Origin of the sequence: Micromonospora sp. CP22, assembly GCF_009712475.1 — a bacterium.
Lineage (GTDB): Bacteria > Actinomycetota > Actinomycetes > Mycobacteriales > Micromonosporaceae > Micromonospora.
Genome location: NZ_VCJO01000003.1, coordinates 348,499 through 372,905 on the forward strand (window position 1 = coordinate 348,499; position 24,407 = coordinate 372,905).

Genomic DNA, 24,407 nt, shown 5'->3' on the forward strand with positions numbered 1-24,407 from the left:
GTGTTCGAGGAGGCTCGCCGGTGGCTCAGAACAGGACGGTGGCCAGGGTGCCGACGGAGCGGAAGCCGCAGCGCTCGTAGACGCGCCGGGCGGGCAGGTTGAAGTCGTTGACGTAGAGGCTGACCGTCGGGGCGACCCGGGCCAGCGCGTCGCTGACCACCGCCGCCATCGCGGCGGTGGCGATCCCCCGCCCCCGCCAGTCGGGCGCCACCCACACACCCTGCACCTGGGCGGTGCGCCGGGTGACGACCGCTAGTTCGGCCTTGAAGACCACCCGGTCGTCGACGAAGCGGGCGTACGCCCGGCCGGAGCGGATCATCTCGGTGACCCGCCGCCGGTACCCGCGCCCTCCGTCGTCGGCCAGTGGTGAGACGCCGACCTCCTCGGTGTACATCGCCACCGCGGCTGGGAAGAGGCGGTCGAGTTCACCGCTGCGCACCCGGCGCACCTCCGGGTCGGCGGGGACCGGCGGCAGCTCGCCGGTGACCAGCAACGGCTGGTTGGGGCGTACGTCGCGGGCCGGTCCCCAACTGTCGGAGAGGCGATCCCAGAGTTGCAGCACGGCGTCGGCCCGCCCGACGATCGAGGAGCAGAGCCGTTCCTCGCCCGAGAGCAGGTCAGCGAAGGCGGCGATGGCCTGCGGCCCGGCCAGCACCGGGGTGAGGTTTCCGCCGAGCCAGCAGACCGATTCGAGGTGCCGGCGGGAGCCGTACCCCAGGACCCGCCCCTCGGCCCGCCACCAGGCCAGCCCGCGCGCGGCGACCCGCTCCGCGACCTGTGCGCTCGCGTACGGGTCGAGATCGAGCAGTCGCTCGACCGCGCGCCGTTCCGATTCCCCGAGTTGCCGCACCGGCGCCGTCAGCACGGTTACCAGCCTGCCAGATCTCCCCCACCACGCGCCGCCAGACGCCCACCCACCCCTCAACCCACGTTGATCAAGAAGTTTTGGTCGGCTTCGGGGGCGAATCCCGACGCAAACTTCTTGGTCAACACGGCGGGGTGGGCAGGCGCGCGGGGAAGTGGGTTGTCGGCGTTGTGTTGGCGATATATCGTTGATGCATCAGTGATAGTCCAGAGAAGGAGACAGCCTTGAATTTCCATCGACGTGGGCACGCCCTACACGAGGGCCGGATGCGCGGATTCGGTTTCCCGCCCTTCGCGGCAGGGCCGCCGTTCGGGCACGGGCGGGGCGGTCGCGGACGAGGTCGGGGACGCCGACCCAACGTCCGCAACGCGGTGCTGGCCCTCCTCACCGAGCGGCCGATGCACGGCTACGAGATGATCCAGGAGATCGACTCCCGCACCGGCGGAAGCTGGCGGCCCAGCCCCGGCTCGATCTACCCGACCCTCCAGTTGCTGGAGGACGAGGGTGTCGTCGCCGCCACCGAGGACACCGGCGGTGGCCGTAAGCGGTTCACCCTCACCGATCAGGGTCGAGCCGAGGCTGACGAGGCGGCCCAGACGCCGCCCTGGGCCGAGGTCGCCGAAGACACCATCAACAGCTGGCACGACATCCGCAACGCCTCCATGCAGGCCATGCACGCGCTACGCCAGGTGATGATGACCGGCACCGACGACCAGCGGGAACGCGCCGCCCAGGTGCTCGACGAGACCCGCCGCAAGCTGTACGCGATCCTCGCCGAATCCGAGTGAGGTCGGTACGCGTCGAGGGCGGCCACCCGGTGGGGTGACCGCCCTCGTGTTCGTCGCGTCGTCAGTGCACGGTGACGGTGGCGCCGGGAACCAGGTCGCGCAGCTCCTCGGGCAGCTCCGCGCCCATCTCGTCGGCCAACCGCAGCGCTTCCTCGATCAGGGTCTCCACGATCTGCCCCTCGGGCACGGTCTTGATGACCTGGCCCTTGACGAAGATCTGCCCCTTGCCGTTGCCGGAGGCCACCCCGAGGTCGGCCTCCCGGGCCTCGCCCGGTCCGTTGACCACGCAGCCCATCACGGCGACCCGCAGCGGCACCGGCAGCCCTTCCAGACCGGCGGTGACCTCCTCGGCCAGCTTGTAGACGTCCACCTGGGCCCGCCCACAGGACGGGCAGGAGACGATCTCCAGGCCGCGCTCGCGCAGCCCGAGCGACTCCAGGATCTGGCTGCCGACCTTGATCTCCTCGACCGGCGGCGCGGAGAGCGACACCCGGATGGTGTCCCCGATGCCCTCGGCCAGCAGCGCACCGAAGGCGACCGCCGACTTGATGGTGCCCTGGAACGCCGGGCCCGCCTCGGTGACGCCCAGGTGCAGCGGGTAGTCGCACTGCTCGGCGAGCTGCCGGTACGCCCGGATCATCACCACCGGGTCGTTGTGCTTGACCGAGATCTTGATGTCCCGGAAGCCGTGCTCCTCGAACAGCGAGCACTCCCACAGCGCCGACTCGACCAGCGCTTCGGCGGTCGCCTTGCCGTACTTGGCGAGCAGGCGCTTGTCCAGTGAACCGGCGTTGACGCCGATCCGGATCGGCGTACCGGCTGCGGAGGCCGCCGCCGCGATCTCGGCGACCTTGTCGTCGAACTGGCGGATGTTGCCCGGGTTGACCCGCACCGCCGCGCAACCGGCGTCGATCGCGGCGAAGACGTACTTCGGCTGGAAGTGGATGTCCGCGATCACCGGGATCTGCGACTTCTTCGCAAGCGCCGGCAGCGCCTCCACGTCGTCCTGGCTGGGCACGGCGACCCGGACGATCTGACATCCGGAGGCCGTCAACTCCGCGATCTGCTGAAGGGTGGCGTTGACGTCAGCGGTCAACGTGGTGGTCATCGACTGCACCGACACCGGCGCGCCGCCGCCGACCGGCACGGACCCGACCATGATCTGGCGGCTGGCCCGGCGGGGCGCGAGCGGCGGCGGCGGTACGGGCGGCATACCGAGACTGACAGCGGTCACTTCAGGCACTCACTTTGGGAAGAGGGTGATCGGATTGACCACGTCCGCGGTGATGGTGAGCAGGGTGAACACACCACCGATCAGGATCACCACGTACGTGAAGGGCATCAGCTTGAAGTAGTCGACGCGGCCCGGATCGGGCCGACGCAGCCGCGCGTAGAGCCAGGAGCGGGCCCGTTCGAACCAGGCGATGGCGATGTGGCCACCGTCCAGCGGCAGCAGCGGCAGCAGGTTGAACACCCCGATGAAGAAGTTCAGCGAGATGAACAGCATGATGAAGATTTCCCAGGCGTTGTTGGCCACCGCCTCGCCACCGAGGACACTCGCGCCGACCACGCTGATCGGGGTGTCGATGTCCCGCTCGCCGCCGACGATGGCCTTCCACAGCGCGGGGATCTTCTCCGGCAGCCGCTGCAACGCCTGCGCGGTGGCCACCGCCATGTCGCCGATGAAGGTGCCGGTCGCGCCGACGGCCTCCACCGGACCGTAGGAGACCAGGCCCGGGGTGCTCAGGACCAGACCGACACCGAGCGCGGAGACCTCGGTGACCGGGCCGTCCGGGTTGTCGATCGGCGGGCGCTTGGTGGTGGCCAGCGTGGCCGTGGTGGTGCCGGGCTGACCGTCGCGCTCGTACCCGATGTCGGCGGTGCTGCCCGGGGTGGTCGCCCGCAGCGTGGTCAGCAGCTCGCCGTAGTTGTTGATCGGGGTGCCGTTGATCGAGGTGATCCGGTCACCGTTCTGGAGCCCGGCCGCCCCGGCCGGGCTGGGCGCGTCACTCTCGGTGCACTCCCGGTAGGTGGTGTCCGGCAGGACGCAGTCCTGGATGGCGACCACCGCGGGCTCGGCGCGGATCTGCTGCTCGTCGCGCGGGAAGTCGGGGTTGGGCAGGCCGAAGGTCATCGCCGCCAGCCAGGCCGCGAAGATCGCCAACCCGAAGTGGGTCACCGACCCGGCGGACATCACGATGGTGCGCTTCCACACCGGGTAACGCCACATGGCCCGCTTCTCGTCGCCCGGCTCGACGTCGTCGTCCTGCGGCGTCATGCCGACGATCTTGCAGAAGCCGCCGAGGGGGATGCCCTTGAGGCCGTACTCGGTCTCGCCCCGCTTGAACGAGAAGACGGTGGGGCCGAAGCCGACGAAGTAGCGGGTGACCTTCATGCCGAAGGCCTTGGCGGTGAGCATGTGCCCGGCCTCGTGCAGGCTGACCGAGATGAGAATGCCGAGGGCGAACAGCACCACCCCGAACGCGAACGACATCAAGCTCCTTCCACCGCAGCAGCGATGATCTCCTGCGCGTGTGCGCGCGCCCACGACTCGGCTTCGAGTACGTCCTCGACGGTACCCGGTTCACCGAAATCGGGAGCCTCGTCCAGCACGCGCCGTAACGTGTCGACGATGCCCAAGAACGGCAGTCGCCCGGCGACGAACGCCGCCACGCACTCCTCGTTGGCCGCGTTGTAGATCGCCGGTCGGCACCGGCCCTCCTCACCGGCCGCCTTGGCCAGCGCCACCGCCGGGAACGCCTCGTCGTCCAGCGGCGCGAACTCCCAGGTGTGCGCCTTCGTCCAGTCGACGGCGGCGGCAGCCTCGGGCACCCTGTCCGGCCAGCCGAGGCCCAGCGCGATCGGCAGCCGCATGTCCGGCGGGCTGGCCTGCGCCAGCGTCGACCCGTCGACGAACTCCACCATCGAGTGGATCACCGACTGGGGGTGCACCATCACGGTGATGTCGGCGTACGGCACGTCGAACAGCTCGTGCGCCTCGATCACCTCCAGCGCCTTGTTGACCATCGTCGCCGAGTTGATCGTGACGACCGGCCCCATGTTCCAGGTCGGGTGGGCGAGGGCCTGCTCAGGCGTGACGGCCGTCAGCTCGTCGCGCCGTTTGCCCCGGAACGGCCCACCACTGGCGGTGACGATCAGCCGACGTACCTCCCCCCGGGTACCGCCGCGCAGGCACTGGGCCAGCGCCGAATGCTCCGAATCCACCGGGACGATCTGCTCCGGCCGCGTCACCGCGGCCTTGACCAGCGAGCCGCCGGCCACCAGCGACTCCTTGTTGGCCAACGCGAGCGTACGCCCGGCCCGCAGCGCCGCCAGGGTCGGCGCGAGCCCGAGCGACCCCACCACCCCGTTGAGTACGACGTCACACGGCCACTGCGCCAGCTCGGTCATCGCCTCCGGCCCGGCCACGATCTTGGGCAGCTTGAACTCCCCGGAGGCCCAGCCCCGCCGACTCGCCTCCGCGTAGAACGCCAGCTGAAGATCCTGCGCGGCGGACGCCTTGGCCACCCCGACCGCCTCGACACCGAGTTCGAGCGCCTGGGCGGCGAGCAGGCCGACGTTGCCGCCACCGGCACCCAGCGCCACCACCCGGAACCGGTCCGGGTTGCGCCGCACGATGTCGATGGCCTGCGTACCGATCGACCCGGTACAACCCAGCAGCACAAAATCACGGGGGGACGTCACACCGCCATTCTCCCCCACGCCCGCTGGGCGAGAAGGAAGGGCACCTTATTAACGCCTGCGGTAGAGGAAGGGCCCCTTGTTAACAACGAGCTACCGTCAGCTCTCCTCGCTCGGAGGGTTCTCCTCTTCCAACGGAGCTTCCTCGCCGAGCAGGTCAGCCGGATCGATCGAGAACTCGAACGGCTCCCGCATCACGAAGGTGCTTCCGGCCGCAGCGGCGGCCACCGGCCGATACTCGCCGTCGATCAGCTCGAACAGTGCGATGGTGGGGACTCGGTTACGCAGGTCGACCCGGAGGAAGAAGGGCACGCCAGCCGTGCCGTACTCGCGCGGACGATCGATGATGTCCTTCCGCCGGTTGCCGGGCGACACGACCTCGCCGAGCAGAACGGCATGCCTGATGTCCATGGTCGTGCGGCCCCCTCCGGGAACGCGCAGCACGACGAGGTCGGGGATGAACAGATCCTGCCCGGAGACGACGTTCGCCTCCGCGTAGAGCCACAGCTTGGCCTTCCGGGCAGCCTGCTTCAACAGGTACGCGAGATCAAGCTCGGCATCCTGGTGGTCATATCCGGCGTGGGGTGTCACGATCACGCTTCCGCTCAGGACCTCAACCTTGGGGCCGTTGGTCTCCGGCAACAGGTCGAGGGCGAGCTGCGCAGTCCACGGCTCGTCGTGCCACCGCAGCACGTCGAACGACGGCCCGGCGGGCCGGTCGTCCGCGCCAGCGTCCGGCGCAGGCTCGGGCGCGTACGCAGCCTGGGCCATCCGGGCTCACCCCCTCAGCGGGACATTCTGCTCAGCTCAGCCTAGCCAGCACAGCCCGCGCCGCACGCCATCACACAGCCTGTCCGACGCAGCCGGGGCGAGCGATGTCGATCAAGCCCTACCGTCTCCGTGGCCGGTCGGCTGTGACGATCTGGCTCAGCTGCTGGATACAACGGCCCGGAATCTCGCCGCCAGGCGGACGTGCCTACGGTCCCTTCACCGGGCGAGACGGCGGGACGTCACTCAACAGCTCGGCCATCCGGTCGCCTCGCCAGACGCAGAGGGCTGGGCTGGGCCGGTCGGCAGGTCAGCCGCCCGACTGTGGGTGCGTTTCTTGTCGTTGGGGGAGCAAGAAACGCACCCACAGCTTGCGGTCACGTCGGGTTCAGGGGCGGGGTGTCGAACTGGCCCGCGCGGGCGGCGGCGACGAACCGAGTCCAGCTCTCGAGACCGAAGCTCAGCTCCGCGCCCTGCCGGTCCTTGCTGTCGCGTACGCCGACCGCGTCGGCAAACCCCGCCACCTCGACGCACTCGCCGCTACCGCCGGACCGGGACGACGTGCGCCACACCCCGTCACGTCTCATGGGTCATCTCCTTCGCGATCGCCGTGATCAGCTCACGGGAGTCGTCGCCATCGAGCGCCCGTTCGCCGAGCGAGCGCCAGATCCTCGTAGGTCTGAATCTCGTGCGGCTTGTCGAGGTAGACCGCGCCGCACGGACCGTCCATGTAGATGGTGGTCGGCTCCGGCTCCCGCACCTCGGTCGGGAAGTCGAGCATGGTGAAGGTGCCCGTAAAGGCCGACCGAAACAGCCCGGCAGCCAACGGAAGCACCCGGATCTTGATGTTGTGCTGCCTGCTCGCCACCACCAGCGCGTCGAGTTGCCGGGCCATCGCCGACCGGTCACGCAGCGGCCGACGAAGCACCGCCTCGCTGAGGATCACGTCGTAGTACGGCGCTCGGGGGAACCACTCGAGCCAACAGCCGTTGCCTAACGGAGCCGGACGTCCACCTTGGCCTGCCGCTCCGCTGCGCTCATCTGCGGGTGGTCAGTGGGCCCGCACCTGACGGCAACACAGAGGGTCCACAGCGCCCTGCGATGCACATCGAGGTTCGATCACTACGTTCCGTGACGAGTTCGACTGAAAGCCTTCCGTCACAACTGCCCCTCAATCCCGAGCCAAGCGTGGACTTCCCGACGGATTTCTGGATTCGTCAAGTGATCGGCAATCCATGGCAGCGCGGACAAAATCCTCTCAACCCCCCTTAGCGCCGACGCTTGAGCATCAGGCTCCTGGCTTCCGGAGTCGTAAGAAGCACCGATAGGAGCGAAGAAGGATTCGTCGGCGGCTAAGTACTGCCTTCTCCTAGCCTGAGCCGCTACCACTGCCTCGTCTCGAGGCAACGGAACATGCTCCAGCGCCCAGGCCGCAGAACCGTCAGGCGTTAGCACGACCGGCAACTCACTAACCGGCAAGTTGAGACGGACCGCTGCCGCCGCAAGCCTGAGCAACCAGTACGCCCCCAACGACGCATCAATATCGTGGCGTTCGACAGCCAGAATTGCAGCCACAGCACCGAGCTTCAGGTCGGATATACGTTGATCTTGATCAAGGTTCCTTAGCGGGCTCACGGCCGATTCGACCGACTCGAACAGCGCCTGCCACCACTGGGGCGACACCCGTTGGGGGAACCGAGCACGCAGCCACTCACCGAGCGAGTCGAGCGGGATCACCCGAAGTTCCTGCAACTCTGATTGCGCTTCCACTACGGAGCCCTTCCGCCGTAATCTCTAATAGCTCTTAGCGGAATTTGCACACCTGCCGCACCAAAGGCGTCCACGCCCCGCTGAATGAACGCGCCGGCACAGCTAGAACACGGGGTATAGTGGCCCGTCATGTTGTCGAACGATGTCATTGCACCATTGCGGAACGAGATTTGCCCTGCCGCCATAACAGGAGCACCACCCGAGGCTACCGTGTGATGGATGCCGCGCCCCGCAGCAACCATATTCAGATCTCCTCCCTCCCTCACTGTCCAGAGAAAGTCCCCACTTCCCGAGGCCGCGCGCGAGAAGCCAGAAGTGCCCGCTGCAACAGGTGAAATGCCCGCAAGATCTGCTTCCATCAGCTCCAGCGACAGATCTCCGGGTCGATTGTTTGGAACTGGCCCGCAGTTGTGTACGAGCACTGGCGTGTTGCCGGCGAGCACATAGTACGTGTGGGTGTTGGCGACGGTGAGGTTGTGGACGGTGGCGCGGGGGACGCTCCAGCGGTCGATCGCGGTGATCTGGACGTAGGTGCCAGCGCTGGTTTGGAGCCACTGGCCTGGCTGGAGGTCGGTAGCGTCGATCCACTCGCCCAGCTCGGGTACCCAGAACGGGTGGCCGTCGGTGGCGGTGACCTCGGCGGTCTCCGAGCCTTGGTCGCCGTCGGTGTCGATGACGACCTTCACCAGGTCCTTGACGCCGTCGCCGGTGATCGCGGCGCTGACCGTGTCCACCTCGGTGCGACCGGTCTCCGGATCGGCGACCACTACCTTGTCGCCGGGCTTGACGTCCTCGATCGCCTTGGTTGAGCCGTCGGCCATGAGCACCCGCGTGCCCGGCACGAAGCTGTTGCTGATAGGGCAGGATTCGCCACCCGACGACCCGCCATCGTTGCCGCTGGAGCCGCCGTTGCTGCGGTTGGAGGCGCCGGAGGAACCGCCCGGCTTCGAGTCGCCCTTGCCGCCACCGCCGCCGCCCTTGCCACCGCCGCCGTCCTTGCCGCCGGCACCGCCGGAGGCTGCCGACGAGCCCTTCGGGTTGGACTTGGCCTGGGCTTCCTTCTGCGGGGCGTTACCCGTCTTCTTCGCCGACTGGGTCGCCTTGTTGCTGGTCGAGTTGACCTTGTCGGCGGCCTTCTTCTTCGCCGCCTGGGCGGCCTTCTTGGCCCGTTCGATGGCGAGCTTCTTGGCCTGCAACGCGGCGGCCTCGGCAGCTCGCGCCGTTGCCAGCACTGCCTCGGCGGCCCGCTTCGCCGCCTGCCATGCCTGGATCGCGTTGATCGTCCGGTTGACCGCCCGGATCACCGCTGGGATCTTGGCGACCTTTGTCCAGGGGATGGCGTTGAGGATGAGGCTGCCGCACGCCCACATGTCACCGCCGCCGAAGCAGTTCAGGGCGTCGTTGATGCCGATGAACTCCTTGAGGATGTACCACGCGGAGTCGAGGATGACCGAGATCAGCGACCGGCCCATGTTGGCCTGCGCTTGAGCGATCATCGCCGACGACAATCCTGCACCGGCCAGTGCCGCCGCCGTCTCCGACGCGGTCAACGCCACCGACAGACCCGACGGGTCGGAGTGGGTGACCGGGTTGTTGTGGGCGTACGTGTAGCCGTTGTTCTGCACCGGGTCGGTCCGGTCCAGCACCGGGTCCGCGGACAGGAACCGACCCACCTCCGGGGCGGGACAGTTCGTCGTACCCGTTCCACACCGTGATGCCACGGGCGTTGGTGGTGGTCAGTGGCCGGTCCCGGTGGTCGTACGTCATCGTGGTGGCGCCGGTGTCCGGGTCGGTGGTCCGGATCAGCCGGCCGCGCTGGTCGTACGTCGGGACCGTACCGGTCAACTGGCTACGGCGGTGCCATGGCCCGGATGGTTGACGCGGGTGTCGAGCCGGACGTTCGGCGTCAGGGGGAGGTCCGGAGGAAGGTCTCCACCTCGGTGCCGCCGTACCAGTCGGTGCGCCGGCCCAGGTGGGTCATGCCGAGCCTCCGACACACCGCCATCGAGCGTTCGTTCCCGGGTGCCACCACGGCGTACACCTGGCGGGTGTCGGTGGCGAACTCGGCCGCCAGCACGGCGCGGGCCGCCTCGGTGGCGTAGCCGTGGCCCCAGGAGTCGGGGTGCAGGTGCCAGCCAACCTCGATGTCCTCGGTCGGGGTGTGGCCGTCTCGCCCCGGTAGCGGCTTGAGTAGGACGCTGCCCGCCACCTGATCGGTGTCCCGGACCTGGATCGCCCAGATGCCGTACCGGCCGGCGTACGGGGCGTACCGTTGCCGCCAGGCCGCCAACCGCTCGGCGGCTTGTCCGGGCTCGGTGAGCCGGCCTGCTCCCCCGCCCAGCCAGCGCATCACCTCGTCGCGGGAGTAGATGTCGTAGATGCGGGCCAGGTCGGCCGGTGTGTCGGTCCACTCACGCAGGATCAGCCGGTCGGTCGTCGTGACGGTCATGGGCGGCGATGGTAGTCCGTTCCGGTGGTCGCCACGGTCGGCCGAGCAGGCACCGACGACAGGACCGGCGCAGCGCCGGTAACAGAGGCGGCGCGGCACCGGTGAACAAACCGACGACAGGACCGGTGCGGCGTCGGTGACAGGGGCGGTTGTCGGGGCAGCGGACGGGGAACTGAGGCGCGATGGGCGGTGCGTGGAATCGGACGAGGCGAATCACCCGGGCGGCGTTCCGCCCGGTACGTGGTCGGGATCTGTCGCTGCACGCCGCCGCGATCACGTTCTACGGGGCGATCGCCGTGGTGCCGGTGGCGCTGCTGGCGATCTGGCTCACCTCGCTGCTGGTGGGAGCGTCCCAGGTGCGGCGACTCACCGGGTACGCCGTGGAGACGCTGCCGGACGCGATCGGTGTGCCGCACGCGATGGCTGCGCTGGTCGAGGCCGGGGTCGGGCTGACGCCGTGGCTGGCGCTGGCCGCGCTGCTGCCGGCCTCGCTCTACGGCGAGGGGCTGCGGCGGGCGTTCGTCTCGGTCGCCGCGCCGCGCTCCGACGAACACCTGGTGGGCTGGCGGGGCCGAATACTGCTGCTGCCGCTGCTGGCGCCCGCCCCGGCGCTGCTGCTGTCGATCCTGCTGGCGCTGCCGACGACCACCGGGCTGGTCCGGCGCGGTGGTTGGGCCGGTGCGCTCGGGGTGGTGCTGTCGTTCCTGGCGGTGTGGTTGGTGCTCACGCCGGTGTTGGTGTGGGTGTTCCGGGTGGTGGGGCCGGCCTCGCCGGACTGGCTCTCCACGCTGGGGATGGGGTCGTTCACCGCGGCGAACCTCTCCGGTTTCCTGCACGGTTTCGTGCTCTTCGCCTCGTTGCCGCTTGATCTGGGCCTGCCCTTCGGCGGGCTGGACGAGGTGGGTGCCGCGGTGGCGATCCTGCTCTGGCTCTACCTGTTCCATGTGATTGTGCTGGCCGGCTACTCCGCGACCCTGGCCCTGTCCGGCTGGCGTGCCCGCCGCCGCGATGGTCGTTCCTGAGGTTCCCGCCCGAGCGGGTACGAACCGAGGGCCAACTTCATGAGGCATGGGGGCCGCGGACGGTTAGGGTGCGGGAATGGTGGCTGGTGAGGTGCCGGGGCGGGCGGACGTCGTCGTGGTCGGGTCGGGGCACAACGGGCTGGTGTCGGCGGTTCTGCTGGCCCGGACCGGGCTGGACGTGCTGGTGTTGGAGGCAGCCGACGTGATCGGCGGCGCGACCCGGACCGAGAAGCCGTTCCCGAAGGTGCCCGAACTGCGCCACTCCACCGGGTCGTACCTGCTCGGGCTGATGCCACCGGAACTGCTGGCCGCGCTCGACGTCCGGATCCCGGTGCTGCGCCGCGACCCGCACTATTTCCTGCCGACTCCCGGCGGGGTCGGCTCGCCGTACCTCCTCTTCGGCGCCGACGCGGCGGCCACCCGGGCACAGCTCGCCGAGGTCTTCTCCCCCGCCGACGCGGCCGCCGACGAGGCGTTGCAGGCCGAACTGGCCGCGTTGCGCGACGACGTCGCCCCGGCCTGGCTGTCCGAGCCGCTCAGCGTCGAGGAGACCGCCGACCGGTACGTCCGCCCCACGCTGCGACAGGTCTTCATCGACCTGGTACGCGGCTCCGTCGCCGACTACCTGGCCCGCTTCGACTTCCGTTCCGAGCTCCTGGTCAGCATGTACGCGGTCACCGACGGCCTGTCCGGGCTCAACGCCGGCCCCGACGACCCGGGCACCGGGCACAACTTCCTGGTCCACAACATGTGCCGGCTACCCGGCTCGGGCGGCACCTGGATGATCGCCGAAGGTGGCATGGGCACCGTGTCGCGGATCTTCGCCGAGGCGGCCCGCGCCTCCGGGGCCCGGATCGTCACCGGTGCCCCGGTCACCGCGATCACCCTCGACGGAGGTGCCGCCAGCGGCGTGGTGCTCGGCGACGGCCGACAGATCTCCGCCGAGGTGGTGCTCGGCGCCTGCGACCCGTACCGGCTGATGGAGCTGTTGCCCGACGACGCGCTGCCGACCACGCTCAGCAGCCGGATGACGGCGGTCCGGCGCACCGGCAGCACCCTCAAGCTGAACCTGGCCCTGCGTGGCCTGCCCCGCTTCTCCTGCCTGCCCGAGGACGCGGCGAGCCCCTTCGGCTCGACGATCCACCTGCTGCCCGGTTCGGCGTCGCTGACCGGCGGCGCGGGCGAGTCGCCGATGGCGGCGCTGCGCGCCATGTGGGCCGACGTGCGGGCCGGGCGGCTGCCGGAGGAACCGACCATCGAGTGGTACCTGCACACGACCGTCGATCCGTCGCTGGCCGACCCGGGCGGGCACCACTCGTCGGCGCTGTTCGTCCAGTCCGTGCCGTACGAACTGGACGGCACCACCTGGGAGGCGGCGCTGCCCGGTTACGTCGACAAGCTGGTCTCGATCTGCGAACGCTACGCCCCCGGCACCGGCGACCTGATCGCCGACGCGGTCCCGCTGCCGCCGCCCGGCATCGAGGCACACTTCGGCATCACCGGCGGGCACATCCACCACGTCGACAACACCGTCTCGTTCGCCGACCGGATGCCCTACGCCACCGGCATCGACGGGGTGTACGCGGGCAGCGCCGGCTGTCACCCGGCCGGCAGCGTGATCGGGGCCGCCGGCCACAACGCCGCCCAGCGCATCCTCGCCGACCTCGGCCGCTGAGGCGTAAGGAAGGGCACCTTGTTAACGCCTGGCGTATTAAAAGGGGCCCTTCCTAACAGGCGGGAAGGCGGCACGCGTCAATTGGTGGGTTGAGGGGCCTCTTCACCGACACGGTGGGCGCGGACCTTGTGACCGACGCTGGTCAGGCAGCGCCCGCTGGGCAGGTCGAAGCGCCAGCCGTGCAACTGGCAGGTGAGCTGGTCGCCGTCGACGATGCCGAACCGGCTCAGGTCCGCCTTCAGGTGCGGGCAGCGTCGCTGCACCACCCAGTCGCCGATGGTGATGTCCTCGGCGTCAACCGCGCGCTCGTGCTCGTCGTACCAGCCTTCGGCGTACTGCAGCCGCTCGGTGGACAGGCACTTGAAGAAGGCGTAGACGAACTCGTTGTACTGCCCGATCCGCGCTGCGGAGAACCGGCACGAGAGGAAGAGCGAGTTGACCCAGTCCACCTCGCCGATGTGCAGCAGGTGTTCCACCAGCGCCCGCTCGGTACGGAACCGGTAGCGCACCTTCTCGTCGGCGTACGGCCGCACCTGCTTGCCGGGGAAGTCCACCACGATCGACTCGACGCTCTCGCCGTTGTAGCCGACCAGGTCGAAGCGGACCGGACCGCCGACCCCCTTGGCCAGGTAGATCGACTCGTCGAGCAACGGTTCGATGCGCTGCTTGAGCTCCTTGAGCACGTCGATCTCCGGGTGCCGCCAGGACGCCTTCTCCGCCTCGATGATCGGGCGCTTGCGCTCGCGCATCTCCTCCAGGTGGGCGACCTTGTTCGCGAAGAACTCCTCCACCGGCACCGGATGCGTGGTGGTGGCGCCGGTCGTGGTGATCTCACTGACGCTGCCGGGCAGCAGCACGATGCCGTTGGTGCCGCCGACCTTGGCGTACTCGGCCAAGAAGACCGACTGGTCGGGGAAGATGTTGCCCTCGTCGCCGAAGATGTCGTTGAACTGCCACAGCTCGTCGTCGAGGAAGCACGGCGGGCCGGCGATCGGGAAGACGTGGTCGGCCTTGAGGTCGTCGATGTAGCGCCAGGTGCGGTCGAACTGCCGCTCCCGCTTCTGCTTGCCGAACGCGGTCTTCGCCGACTGCGGCAGCTCGTAGACCATCGGGTACCAGATCGCGCCGGAGAACTGCAGCAGGTGCGCGTGCACGTGGCCCAGTTCGGCGAAGGTGCTCAGGTCGGTCGGGCGGGCGTCGTTCTGGTTGAGCAGCCGTACGCCGTCGTACTCCACCCAGAGCGAGGAGTCGCCGATCGGGCCGTCGGTCGGACTGGTCAGCGCCTGAATCATGATCTTCAGGCCGCCGTCCAGCTCGACGACCTCCTCGTTACGGGTCTTCAGGAACTTCGTGAAGCCGAGCTCGCGGAACTCGTCCTCCATCTCGGAGGTGGGGAACTCCGGCAGCAACACGGTGGCCTTCTTCGACACGTACCGCTTGAGGTGGGCCGCGTCGAAGTGGTCCCGGTGCAGGTGGGAGACGTACAGGTAGTCGACGTCACCGAGGGTCTCCCAGTCGAGCTGGGAGTTGTCGGGGAACGGGAACCAAGAGGCGAAGTAGGCCGGATTGACCCACGGGTCGCACAGGATGCTGCCCGCGGCAGTGTCGATCCGCATGCTCGCGTGCCCCGTACCGGTCACTCGCACCGCAGTTCCCCCTCAAAGAGACAATCAAGGTGTACGCCCCAGAACGCTACCGGAGGCAGTCTGGTCCTTGCCCCGCGACGCCGGTAGTGCCCCACCGCCCACCTGAGCGGGGCCTATCGGCCCTGGCCGGAAACCTTCGCAGGGGACGTGCCAGACTAGCCGGAGATCCGTTCGCGAGGAAGGACCGACAGTGGCAGGAAGCGAGCCGGTAACGTCGCCAGACCAGCACAAGCCCGGGCATCGTAAGGCCGGGCGGATCGGCGCGGTACTCACCGCGTTCGCGCTGCTGGCGATGCTCTGCGGCAACCACGAGGGCAGGGTCGAGAATCTCTGGCTGATCGGTCTGGCCGCGCTCCTGCTGCTCATCGTGATCGGTGACGCGGTGCTGCGCCGCAACGGCCTGCGTTCCTGACGCGGTCGACCTGCGCTCCTGACGGACCAGGTGCCAGCGACGGCCGGTCGGTCCACCGCCGTACCCACCTACGCGACGAAGCGCGAGGGCCCGCCCCCGGTTTTCCGGTGGCGGGCCCTCGCGCGTCGACGGTCGTCAGCGACCGAAGAGGATGTCCTGCACGTTCTTCAGCGCGGCGTCGACCTCGGCCTCGAAGTAGCCGCCCTGCACCAGGCCGAAGCGCAGCGTGTCCAGGTCTTTCGGGTTGACCGGCATCTGGTTACGCCCGGCCATCCCGCCGAGCAGCGTCTCGAAGAACCGGTCCACCTGGTCCGGGTCGTACCCGCTGCCGAAGCGGCGCACCTGGAAGCTCCGCCGGATCTGGTCCACCCGGTAGAGGTCGCTGCCGGGCGGGCCGGCCATCGGCGGCCCGGCCATCGCCGGAGGGCCGCCCATCGGGGGACCGCCGTGCGCCTGCTGTGGCAGGCCGGGGGGCCCGGCCGGGCCACGACGCGGGTCCCGGTCCGACAGTCGGATCTCGGCGGTCATGTCGGTGCGTCCGTGTCGGCCCGCCTCGAACCCGTCGAAGCGCTGCTCGTCCGGCGGCGGGCCGTAGCCGCCCGGACCGTCCGGCGGACCGTAACCGCCCGGACCGTCCGGCGGACCGTAACCGCCCGGACCGTCCGGCGGACCGTAGCCGCCGGGGCCGGCGGGCAGGCCACGCGGCGGGGGGCCACCGTGGCCCATGCCGCCGGGAGGCCCCATCGGCGCACCCGGACCCATCGGGCCGGCGGCACCACGCGGGCTGTCGTAACCGCCCCGGGGAGCGTTGTCGTACCCACCGGCGAAGGCACCGGTCGGCTCGTCGTAGCGGCCGTAGGGCGGTCCGGCCTGTGCCGGCATTCCGCGCGGAGGCATCGGCGGCTGCGGCACCGGGGACATGCCACGGTCGTCACGCATGCCGGGGCCCATCCGGTCCGGCGGACCCATCCGGACGTCGCCGCGACCGGCCACGCCGCCGCGCTCCTCCAGCTCCGCCAGCTGCCGCTCGACCCGGTCGAGGTGCAGGTCGACCTGCCACTCGTCGTAGCCGTTGAAGCGAACCCGGAAGACGACGTCGTGGACCTCCTGCGAGGCCACCGGCGCTCCGACCGGCTGACCGGCGAGCGTCGCCTCGACCCGGTCCAGGAAGGCGTCCACCTCGTCAACCTTGTAGCCCCGGCGGAGCGCCTTACGCCGGAAACGCTGACCCTGACTCGCCACTATGTCTCCTGGTCTCGTTCGCCACGCCCGGTCACGCCGTCATCTCCCCGGCCGGGTCGGTGCCCCTGTCCTCCGTGGCGGCCAGCTGCCCACACGCTCCGTCGATTTCGCGACCTCGGGTGTCCCGCACCGTGGTGGACACCCCGGCGTCGCGCAACCGCCGGACGAACTCCCGCTCGACCGGCTTCGGGCTCGCGTCCCAGCGGCTACCCGGAGTCGGGTTGAGCGGGATCAGGTTCACGTGGGCCAGCTTGCCGGCCAGCAGCCGGCCGAGCAGGTCAGCTCGCCACGGCTGGTCGTTCACGTCCTTGATCATCGCGTATTCGATCGACACACGACGGCCTGTGCGGGCCGCGTAGGCCCAGGCTGCGTCCAGCACCTCGCACACCTTCCAGCGCTGGTTGACCGGCACGAGTTCGTCGCGCAGCTCATCATCGGGGGCATGCAGCGACAACGCAAGAGTCACGGAGAGGTCTTCGCTGGCCAGTCGGTGGATGGCCGGCACCAGCCCGACCGTGGAAACGGTGATGTGCCGCTGCGACAGGCCGAGCCCCTCCGGTGCCGGCGCGACCAGGCGACGGATCGCCGCGATCACCCGGTTGTAGTTCGCCAGCGGCTCGCCCATGCCCATGAAGACCACGTGCGACAGCCTCGGCGGTGACCCCGCGACCGCGCCGGAGGCGGCCACACCCGCGAGGTAGACCGCCTGGTCGACGATCTCGGCGGTGGAGAGGTTCCGGGTCAGCCCGGCCTGGCCGGTCGCGCAGAACGGGCAGGCCATGCCGCAGCCGGCCTGGCTGGAGATGCAGACGGTGACCCGATCCGGGTAGCCCATCAGCACGCTCTCCACCAGCGACCCGTCGTGCAGCCGCCACAACGCCTTGCGGGTGGCCCCGTCGTCGCAGGCCAGCTCGCGTACCGGAGTGAGCAGCTGGGGCAGCAGCTGGTCGGCGAGGCGCTCGCGGGACGACGCCGGCAGGTCGGTCATCAGCGCGGGGTCACGCACCAGCCGCCCGAAGTAGTGGGTGGAGATCTGCCGGGCGCGGAACGGGGCCTCGCCCAGCTTCGTGACCAGGTCCTTGCGACCGGCCAGGTCTAGATCGGCGAGGTGCTGCGGTGGCATTGCCGCCCGACGCGCACCGGGCGCGTCCGGGTCGACCGGGATCAGGGGAAGACTCGTCATGGCACGTCCAGTCTGGCACGCTCGGCCCGAAACGAACCCGCGCGGAGGTGCCGGGTCCGCTTCCACCCCGTTCGCGTCCCGATCCCGTCGGCGTGGGCCATGCCTCAACTCACCGCCGGAACGAACACCACGAGCAACAGGTACGCCGTCGGCACCGCGAACAGGATGGAGTCGAGCCGGTCCATCAGGCCGCCGTGGCCGGGCAGCAGGTTGCTCATGTCCTTCACACCGAGGTCCCGCTTGATCATCGATTCGGCGAGGTCGCCGAGGACGGCGGCACCCGAGACCGCCACCCCGAACACGGCACCCCACCAGGGCGCCACGTCGAACAGCGCCCACAGCAGTACGGCGCTGCCGAGCGCGGCGGCGCCGACCGAGCCGGCGAAGCCCTCCCAGGACTTCTTCGGGCTGATCGTCGGGGCCATCGGATGCTTGCCGAAGTTCGCGCCGGCCGCGTACCCGCCGGTGTCGGAGAGCACCACCGCGACCAGTGTCACCAGCACCCGCAGCGCCCCGTCGTCAGGGGACGACGCAAGCAGGGCGGCGAAGCCGCCGAGGAACGGCACGTACACCGCGATCATGGTGGCGGCGGTCATGTCCCGCCGAAGGTTGGCCGTACCGTCACCGAGCCGCCAGACGAACGTGCCGGCGAGGGTGACCAGGAGGCCGAGCATGAGCGCGTCCAGCCCGGCGAACCAGGCCAGGGTGACGGTGAGTACCCCACCGGCGATCAGCGGCACCAGCGGCACCTCGGCACCGCTGCGGCGCACCGCCCGGGACATCTCCCAGATGCCGACGCCGAACGCGGCAGCGATCACCAGCAGGAACGCCGGGGTGTAGAGGAACAGGGGCAGCAGGACCACCGCGCCCAGGCAGACCCCGACGGCGATGGCCGCCGGTAGGTTCCGCCCGGCCCGGCTTCCGCTCTGCTGGGTGGCCGGTCGACCCGCGCCGGCCCGACGCCGGCCACGGTGGCGTCGACCCGGCCCGTCGGGCCGGGTCGCCTCGGCCGCCGCCTCGCCGTCCGGCACCGCCGCGAGCTGGGTGGTGGGGGCGTCGCCGACTCGCACCGGTGCCATCTGGGCGGTGGGAGTGTCGTCGTGGTCCCGGTCGTCGCCGACTCGCACCGGCGCGATCTGCGCGGTGGGCGCGTCAGCGTGGTCCAGGTCGCGCCCGTTCGGTGGCTGGTCCCAACCAGCGGGTCCGTGCCCGTTCCGGCTGTCCTGCGCGGGGCGTTCACCGCCGAACCGGCCGGGTCGGTCCGGGGTCGGGTCCGGCCAGGGCAGGGCGGTGGGCCGGTCCGGCCGATCCCAGTCACGGGCCTCGGGGCGGCTGTAGGGGTCGAGGTGGGACATCACGCACCAGGAGGGGGCACGAAATCCACCACTTGACGCACAACCACTACCATCCCCTACCCGCGCGAGGCGCTCCGTCTGATGTGCCGGCCTGTCGGCCCGGCTGATCCCGTCGGGCACCGTCGGGCCGCCGGAATCGTGCCGAGCCTACTGCACCCGGCCGTCCGGCAGGACCTACCGGTATCCGCTCGGCATCACCCCGCAGACGCCCCGACCACCTTGATCATGAAGTTGTCACCCGCACGTCTGCGGCACCGGCGACAACTTCATGATCAAGAAGGCGTGCCGGCGTCAGACCTCCAGGAGTTCGGACTCCTTGTGCTTGACCAACTCGTCGACGTGCGCGACGTAGCGCTGGGTCAGGTCGTCCAGTTCCTTCTCCGCGCGCCGGCCGTCATCCTCGCCGACCTCGCCGTCCTTGACGAGCCGGTCCAGCTCCTCCTTGCCCTTGCGGCGGATGTTGCGGATGGCGACCTTCGCCTCCTCACCCTTGTGCCGGGCCACCTTGATCATGTCGCGGCGACGCTCCTCGGTCATCTGCGGGAGCAGGATGCGCAGCTGGTTGCCCTCGTTGTTCGGGTTGACCCCGAGGTCCGAGTCGCGGATCGCCTTCTCCATGGCGTTGATCTGCGAGTTGTCGTACGGCTTGATGATGGCCATCCGCGGCTCGGGCACGGCCACCGAGGCCATCTGGGTCAGCGGAGTCGGGCTGCCGTAGTAGTCAATGATGATCTTGGAGAACATGGCCGGAGTCGCGCGACCGGTGCGGATGGCGCCGAACTCCTCCTTGGCGTGCTCGACCGCACGCTCCATCTTCTCCTCGGCCTCGAGGAGGGTGTCGTCGATCACCGGTCTCCTCGCCTCCTTCTTGTGCTCGTCGTGGGCTTGTCGGGTCACCGGGACCGCCGGGATCACCGTCGGCGGTGGGCTCAGGTGGTGATCAGCGTGCCGATCTTGTCGCCGCCCACGGCCCGGACGATGGTGTCGTCGCCCTGCGCGCCGAAGACCAGCATCGGCAGGCCGTTCTCCATGCAGAGGCTGAACGCCGCCGCGTCGGCGACCCGCAGGTTGCGACGCAGCACCTCGGAGAAGGTGATCGAGTCGAACTTGCTGGCGGTCGGATCGATCCGGGGGTCGGCCGTGTAGACGCCGTCCACCCCGTTCTTGCTCATCAGCACGACGTCCGCGTGGATCTCCAGCGCACGCTGGGCGGCCACCGTGTCGGTGGAGAAGTACGGCATACCCGCGCCGGCTCCGAAGATGACGACCCGGCCCTTCTCCAGATGCCGGATCGCCCGCAACGGGATGTACGGCTCGGCCACCTGGGCCATGGTGATGGCACTCTGCACGCGGGTCTCGATGCCCTCCTTCTCCAGGAAGTCCTGGAGGGCCAGGCAGTTCATCACCGTGCCGAGCATGCCCATGTAGTCCGCCCGCGCGCGATCCATACCCCGCTTCTGCAACTCCGCGCCACGGAAGAAGTTGCCGCCGCCGACCACCACGGAAACCTGCACACCCCGGCGTACCACGGTGGCGATCTGCCGTGCGATGGCCTGCACGACGTCCGGGTCGACACCGATGGCACCCCCGCCGAAGACCTCGCCGGAAAGCTTCAACACCACCCGCCGGGCCCGGCCGAGCGGTGGTGCCGTCGGATCGTCCGCCGCCAACGTCCGGTCACTCACAACCTGCGTCATCCGCCCGTCCTTCCCCCACTGGCGCGCTCAGGTGCGCATACCTGCCGCTGCCGACCTTATGGGACGAGGGGGCCGCGGTGTGTATCGCGTACACCGGCGGCCCCCTCGTCTCGTCGTTGCTCCCAGCCCACGGGCGTTGGACCGCCCGAGCCGGCTCAGGCCTGGCCGACCTCGAACCGCACGAAGCCGGTGACCTCGATGCCCGCCTCGGCCAGCACCTGCTTCACCGTCTTCTTGTTGTCGGTGACCGAGGACTGCTCCAGCAGGACGAAGTCCTTGAAGAACGAGTTGACCCGGCCTTCGACGATCTTCGGCAGCGCGGCCTCGGGCTTGTTCTCCTCGCGGGCGGTCTGCTCGGCGATCCGCCGCTCGGACTCGACGACCTCGGCCGGCACCTCGTCGCGGGTGAGGTACTGCGGCCGCATCGCGGCGATCTGCATCGCCGCACCGCGTGCGTCGGCCTCGCCCGCCTCGTCGGTCTTGCCGGTGTACTGCACCAGCACGCCGACCGCCGGGGGCAGGTCCTGCGCCTTGCGGTGCAGGTAGACCGCGACGTTGCCGTCGAGCTTGGCGAACCGGTTGAGCACCAGCTTCTCGCCGATCTTGGCGGAACGCTCCTGGACCAGGTCGGCGACGGTACGGCCGTCGATCTCGGTGGCCAGCAGTTCCTCGGCGTTGCTGACGCCGGAACGCTCGCCGTGCTCGACGAGCTGCTGCGCCAACTCGATGAAGCTCTCGTTCTTGGCGACGAAGTCGGTCTCGCAGTTGAGTTCGAGCAGCGCCTTGCCGGAGTGGGCGATCAGACCGTTCGCGGCGGTCCGGCCAGCCCGCTTGCCGACGTCCTTGGCGCCCTTGACGCGCAGGATCTCGACGGCCTTGTCGAAGTCGCCCTCGGCCTCGGTCAGCGCCTTCTTGCTGTCCATCATGCCGGCGCCGGTCAGGTCGCGGAGCTTCTTGACGTCCGCGGCGGTGATCTGGGACATGGCTCTCTCTTCGATGTTGAGACTGCGTGGATGGTCTGAGGTGACGGTTACCGTTCCGAGGGGTTCGTGCCCGACTATCCGCCGCCGGTCACCGTCAGCGGAACGGACGGCGACCGGGCGGCGGCACGGTCACTGACCGGAGACGGCGGCCGGCTGCTCGGCTGCGGGCTGCTCGGTCGGCTGCTCGTCGGCCTTCTTCGGCTCCTCGAGCAGCTCGCGCTCCCACTCGGCCAGCGGCTCGTCGGTGGCGACCCCCGCCTCCGGCTTCTCGTCCCCACCCCGGCGACGACCGGAGCGGGCGATCAGGCCGTCGGCGACGGCCGCAGCGACGACCTTGGTCAGCAGCTCGGCCGAGCGGATCGCGTCGTCGTTACCCGGGATCGGGAAGTCGACCTCGTCCGGGTCGCAGTTGGTGTCGAGCACGGCGATCACCGGGATGCCCAGCTTGCGGGCCTCATCGACGGCGATGTGCTCCTTCTTGGTGTCGACCACCCAGACCGCGGCCGGAAGCTTCTGCATGTCCCGCAGGCCACCCAGGGTGCGGGTCAGCTTGATCTTCTCGCGGGAGAGCTGCAGGGTCTCCTTCTTGGTGTACCCGGCGGCGGTACCGCTGAGGTCACCGAGGGCCTCCAGCTCCTTCATCCGCTGCAGCCGCTTGTACACCGTCTGGAAGTTGGTCAGCATGCCACCCAGCCAGCGGTGGTTGACGTACGGCTGACCGACGCGGGTCGCCTGCTCGGCGATCGCCTCCTGCGCCTGCTTCTTCGTGCCGACGAAGAGGATGCTGCCGCCCTCGGCCACCGTGGTGCGCACGAAGTCGTACGCCTTCTCGATGTAGTCGAGGGTCTGCCGCAGGTCGATGATGTAGATGCCGTTGCGCTCGGTGAAGATGAAGCGCTTCATCTTCGGGTTCCAGCGCCGGGTCTGGTGCCCGAAGTGAACACCACTCTCCAGCAGCTGACGCATGGTCACGACGGCCATGATTCGTACTCCTTGCGGTCCCTGGTTGTCCCGCCCGGCCGGCGGCCGGGCGTCCTGGTGCCCGGTCGTCGGCCATGATGGGCCCGAAAGGTCGGGACCAGGGAGGCCGCCGCCACACGACGACTCGTGAGGAGGGCACGCGAGGTCGACCGCACGAGGCGGTCGCCGGTTGACCAGTGTACGCGCCCTCCCGGCCGATCCACGCCCGGGTGCGTCGCGGCCCCACTCAGCCGATCCACGCCCGGTAGCGGCGCGACCCCGCTCAGCCGACCGCGATCGCGGCCGTCAGGAAGAGCGCCAGGCCGACCGTCAGGTACGCGGTGGGCGGGCGCAGCCATCCCCGCGCGCCGTCGACCAACGAGAATCCGGTGGTCCGCAGCCCGTAGAGACCGGCCGCGAAGATCGGCAACCCGCAGACCAGGAAGGTGCCGGCGAGTACGTCCCCGGCAGCGACCGGATCCGAGGTCACGCCGTGCAGCAGCACCCACAGCGCGGGTACCTCGAAGATCACGACGAGCACGGCGGCGAGCACCGCCAGCACCGGCCGTCGCGTCCGGTAGATGCCGTCCCCGGCCGGCACGTTCGCCGGTACGCCGTTCTCCTGGCCGCCACCCGTCTGGCCGACACTCGCCGGGATGCCGTTCGGCGGGTAGCCGGAGCCCGGGTGCGCCGCCGTCGGGTGCACGGTCACGGCGTCGGCGTGCGCGGACGGCGCCTCGCGTCCGGGCACTTCCACCCGGGGTGCCACCGACGGCACCGGTCCGGTCGGCTGCTCCAGCGGGTTGACTGCCTCGGGGCCGCGCTTCGCCTCGACGATCGGGTACCCGGCCAGCACCGCGCGGGTCGGATCCGTCGACAACGGTGCCCCGCCGCTGGTCGGGCCGACCTCGCGAGCGGCTCGTCGACCCGGCCGGTCGACCGGCAACTCGCCGGAGATGTCCGGCTCCGCCGGTTCCGCCCGGCGGGACCGCGACGCCCGGTAGCGCTCGGTCTCCTCCGCGACATCACCGAGCGGATCCGTCAGGGCGGCGCGACGCGGCGAGCCGTACCGGTCGTCGTCGTCACCACGCTGCTCGGGTACCGCCCGCAACTCGTCCGCCGGGTAGTGCCCGTCTCCCGTCGAGTGCCACTGCGGGTCGGCGTAGCCACGGTCATGATCGCCCGAGTACCACCGCGGCTCCTGGTCATCGGCGAAACTGCGTCGTCCGTCCACGCCGGGCACCGTATGCGACCAGCGGTTCGTACGCCATCCGGGCCCGGCGCCACCCCTGGGAACAACCGCCGCTAATAACACATCCAGGGCATGATCGTCCGGTTTTCCACAGCACCTCGGTTGTCCACAGATCGCCACGGCGGGGTCGCCGCGAGTCCCGGCACGGGAGCAGGGTGCCAGGCATGACCAAGCGGAACCAGGCGGTCGGCGGGTACGGCGAACGCCTCGCGGTACGACACCTGATCAAGGCAGGGCTGCGGCCGGTGGCCTGCAACTGGCGCTGTCCCAGCGGCGAGATCGACATCATCGCCTGGGACGGGCCGGTGCTCGCCTTCTGCGAGGTGAAGACCCGGCGCACGGTGGCCCTCGGCAGCCCCGCCGAGGCGGTGGTGCCCCGCAAGGCGCGTCGCCTGCGGGGTCTCGCCGCCGCCTGGCTGGCCGCCACCGGCACCACCGCCGACGAGGTTCGTTTCGACGTCATATCGGTGCTGCTCCCCCGCGCCGGCCGAGCGCACGTCGAGCACCTCAAGGACGCGTTCCAATGAGCGAGCGAATCATCAGATGCAGCGCCATGAGCGAGCACCGCGAGCGAATCATCAGGTGCAGCGCGGTGGTGCCTCATCGCGACGCCGAGCGCAGCGAGGTGGGGCGATGAG

At 69.7% G+C, this 24,407-nt stretch carries 22 protein-coding genes and 3 pseudogenes; 5 read left to right on the forward strand and 20 right to left on the reverse strand.

Translation table 11 applies throughout. The annotated features are described in order from the left end of the window. Nucleotides 1-25: 25 nt before the first annotated feature. Nucleotides 26-865, reverse strand: coding sequence for a GNAT family N-acetyltransferase (locus tag FF096_RS07510; RefSeq protein WP_309222856.1), 840 nt, complete (start codon nt 863-865; stop codon nt 26-28). Between the two features lie 224 nt (nt 866-1,089). Between FF096_RS07510 and FF096_RS07515 the strand changes: the two genes are divergently transcribed. Then, nucleotides 1,090-1,653, forward strand: a complete 564-nt coding sequence (locus tag FF096_RS07515; RefSeq protein ID WP_155215706.1) for a PadR family transcriptional regulator — start codon at nt 1,090-1,092, stop codon at nt 1,651-1,653. Between the two features lie 61 nt (nt 1,654-1,714). Here the strand turns inward: FF096_RS07515 and ispG are convergent, their stop codons facing one another. From ispG to FF096_RS07565, 10 genes and pseudogenes are all read right to left on the reverse strand, one after another. Continuing rightward, entirely contained in the window at nt 1,715-2,887 is a 1,173-nt protein-coding gene (gene ispG / locus FF096_RS07520) for a flavodoxin-dependent (E)-4-hydroxy-3-methylbut-2-enyl-diphosphate synthase (protein ID WP_309222857.1), read from the reverse strand. Between the two features lie 9 nt (nt 2,888-2,896). Then, nucleotides 2,897-4,147 (reverse strand): RIP metalloprotease, encoded by a 1,251-nt coding sequence (locus FF096_RS07525; protein WP_155215708.1) that lies wholly within the window; start codon nt 4,145-4,147, stop codon nt 2,897-2,899. Then, complete coding sequence (gene dxr, locus FF096_RS07530; RefSeq protein ID WP_309222858.1) at nt 4,147-5,358, reverse strand: 1-deoxy-D-xylulose-5-phosphate reductoisomerase; 1,212 nt, start codon at nt 5,356-5,358, stop codon at nt 4,147-4,149. The genes FF096_RS07525 and dxr overlap by 1 nt, the downstream gene beginning before the upstream one ends. 96 nt (nt 5,359-5,454) lie before the next feature. Continuing rightward, complete coding sequence (locus FF096_RS07535; protein ID WP_155215710.1) at nt 5,455-6,126, reverse strand: Uma2 family endonuclease; 672 nt, start codon at nt 6,124-6,126, stop codon at nt 5,455-5,457. A gap of 374 nt (nt 6,127-6,500) precedes the next feature. Next, the gene (locus FF096_RS07540; RefSeq protein ID WP_309222925.1) at nt 6,501-6,695 is read right to left on the reverse strand and encodes a DUF397 domain-containing protein; all 195 of its coding nucleotides are present in this window, start codon (nt 6,693-6,695) and stop codon (nt 6,501-6,503) included. A gap of 4 nt (nt 6,696-6,699) precedes the next feature. After that, nucleotides 6,700-7,179, reverse strand: a pseudogene (locus FF096_RS07545) (DUF5753 domain-containing protein); the annotation flags it as partial. 102 nt (nt 7,180-7,281) lie between these two features. After that, nucleotides 7,282-7,860 (reverse strand): hypothetical protein, encoded by a 579-nt coding sequence (locus FF096_RS07550; protein WP_155215714.1) that lies wholly within the window; start codon nt 7,858-7,860, stop codon nt 7,282-7,284. A gap of 434 nt (nt 7,861-8,294) precedes the next feature. Next, nucleotides 8,295-9,572, reverse strand: a pseudogene (locus FF096_RS07555) (polymorphic toxin-type HINT domain-containing protein); the annotation flags it as partial. An 85-nt stretch (nt 9,573-9,657) separates the two neighbouring features. Next, a pseudogene (locus FF096_RS26565) lies at nt 9,658-9,738 on the reverse strand (hypothetical protein); the annotation flags it as partial. Between the two features lie 61 nt (nt 9,739-9,799). Then, nucleotides 9,800-10,342 carry a GNAT family N-acetyltransferase gene (locus FF096_RS07565; protein WP_155215716.1) on the reverse strand — a complete coding sequence of 181 codons (543 nt, stop codon included), beginning with the start codon at nt 10,340-10,342 and terminating at the stop codon, nt 9,800-9,802. 182 nt (nt 10,343-10,524) lie between these two features. Between FF096_RS07565 and FF096_RS07570 the strand changes: the two genes are divergently transcribed. Beyond that, complete coding sequence (locus FF096_RS07570) at nt 10,525-11,364, forward strand: YhjD/YihY/BrkB family envelope integrity protein (protein ID WP_155215718.1); 840 nt, start codon at nt 10,525-10,527, stop codon at nt 11,362-11,364. A 76-nt stretch (nt 11,365-11,440) separates the two neighbouring features. Beyond that, entirely contained in the window at nt 11,441-13,039 is a 1,599-nt protein-coding gene (locus FF096_RS07575; protein ID WP_155215720.1) for an NAD(P)/FAD-dependent oxidoreductase, read from the forward strand. A gap of 77 nt (nt 13,040-13,116) precedes the next feature. Here the strand turns inward: FF096_RS07575 and FF096_RS07580 are convergent, their stop codons facing one another. Beyond that, entirely contained in the window at nt 13,117-14,685 is a 1,569-nt protein-coding gene (locus FF096_RS07580) for a Rieske 2Fe-2S domain-containing protein (protein WP_309222859.1), read from the reverse strand. Between the two features lie 190 nt (nt 14,686-14,875). Here FF096_RS07580 and FF096_RS07585 point away from each other — a divergent pair, with 190 nt between their 5' ends. After that, nucleotides 14,876-15,097, forward strand: coding sequence for a DUF2631 domain-containing protein (locus FF096_RS07585; protein ID WP_099847142.1), 222 nt, complete (start codon nt 14,876-14,878; stop codon nt 15,095-15,097). A 135-nt stretch (nt 15,098-15,232) separates the two neighbouring features. Here the strand turns inward: FF096_RS07585 and FF096_RS07590 are convergent, their stop codons facing one another. The 8 genes from FF096_RS07590 to FF096_RS07625 all read right to left on the reverse strand — a co-directional run bounded on the left by FF096_RS07590 (nt 15,233) and on the right by FF096_RS07625 (nt 23,751). Beyond that, nucleotides 15,233-16,339, reverse strand: coding sequence for a DivIVA domain-containing protein (locus FF096_RS07590; RefSeq protein ID WP_309222860.1), 1,107 nt, complete (start codon nt 16,337-16,339; stop codon nt 15,233-15,235). Nucleotides 16,340-16,370: 31 nt separating this feature from the next. Further along, complete coding sequence (gene rlmN / locus FF096_RS07595) at nt 16,371-17,522, reverse strand: 23S rRNA (adenine(2503)-C(2))-methyltransferase RlmN (RefSeq protein WP_155215724.1); 1,152 nt, start codon at nt 17,520-17,522, stop codon at nt 16,371-16,373. Nucleotides 17,523-17,626: 104 nt separating this feature from the next. Then, nucleotides 17,627-18,877 (reverse strand): phosphatidate cytidylyltransferase, encoded by a 1,251-nt coding sequence (locus tag FF096_RS07600; RefSeq protein ID WP_155215726.1) that lies wholly within the window; start codon nt 18,875-18,877, stop codon nt 17,627-17,629. 291 nt (nt 18,878-19,168) lie between these two features. Further along, a complete protein-coding gene (frr, locus tag FF096_RS07605; RefSeq protein WP_099852059.1) occupies nt 19,169-19,726 on the reverse strand; it encodes a ribosome recycling factor in 558 nt (185 codons plus the stop codon). A gap of 80 nt (nt 19,727-19,806) precedes the next feature. Further along, nucleotides 19,807-20,574, reverse strand: a complete 768-nt coding sequence (gene pyrH, locus FF096_RS07610) for a UMP kinase (protein ID WP_155215730.1) — start codon at nt 20,572-20,574, stop codon at nt 19,807-19,809. Between the two features lie 155 nt (nt 20,575-20,729). Next, a complete protein-coding gene (tsf, locus tag FF096_RS07615; RefSeq protein ID WP_155215732.1) occupies nt 20,730-21,557 on the reverse strand; it encodes a translation elongation factor Ts in 828 nt (275 codons plus the stop codon). Between the two features lie 129 nt (nt 21,558-21,686). Then, nucleotides 21,687-22,538 carry a 30S ribosomal protein S2 gene (rpsB, locus tag FF096_RS07620; protein WP_155215734.1) on the reverse strand — a complete coding sequence of 284 codons (852 nt, stop codon included), beginning with the start codon at nt 22,536-22,538 and terminating at the stop codon, nt 21,687-21,689. Between the two features lie 262 nt (nt 22,539-22,800). Next, entirely contained in the window at nt 22,801-23,751 is a 951-nt protein-coding gene (locus FF096_RS07625; protein ID WP_230462348.1) for a hypothetical protein, read from the reverse strand. A gap of 182 nt (nt 23,752-23,933) precedes the next feature. Here FF096_RS07625 and FF096_RS07630 point away from each other — a divergent pair, with 182 nt between their 5' ends. Further along, on the forward strand, nt 23,934-24,296 hold the full coding sequence (locus FF096_RS07630; protein WP_155215736.1) for a YraN family protein: 363 nt from the start codon (nt 23,934-23,936) through the stop codon (nt 24,294-24,296). Nucleotides 24,297-24,407: the final 111 nt, after the last annotated feature.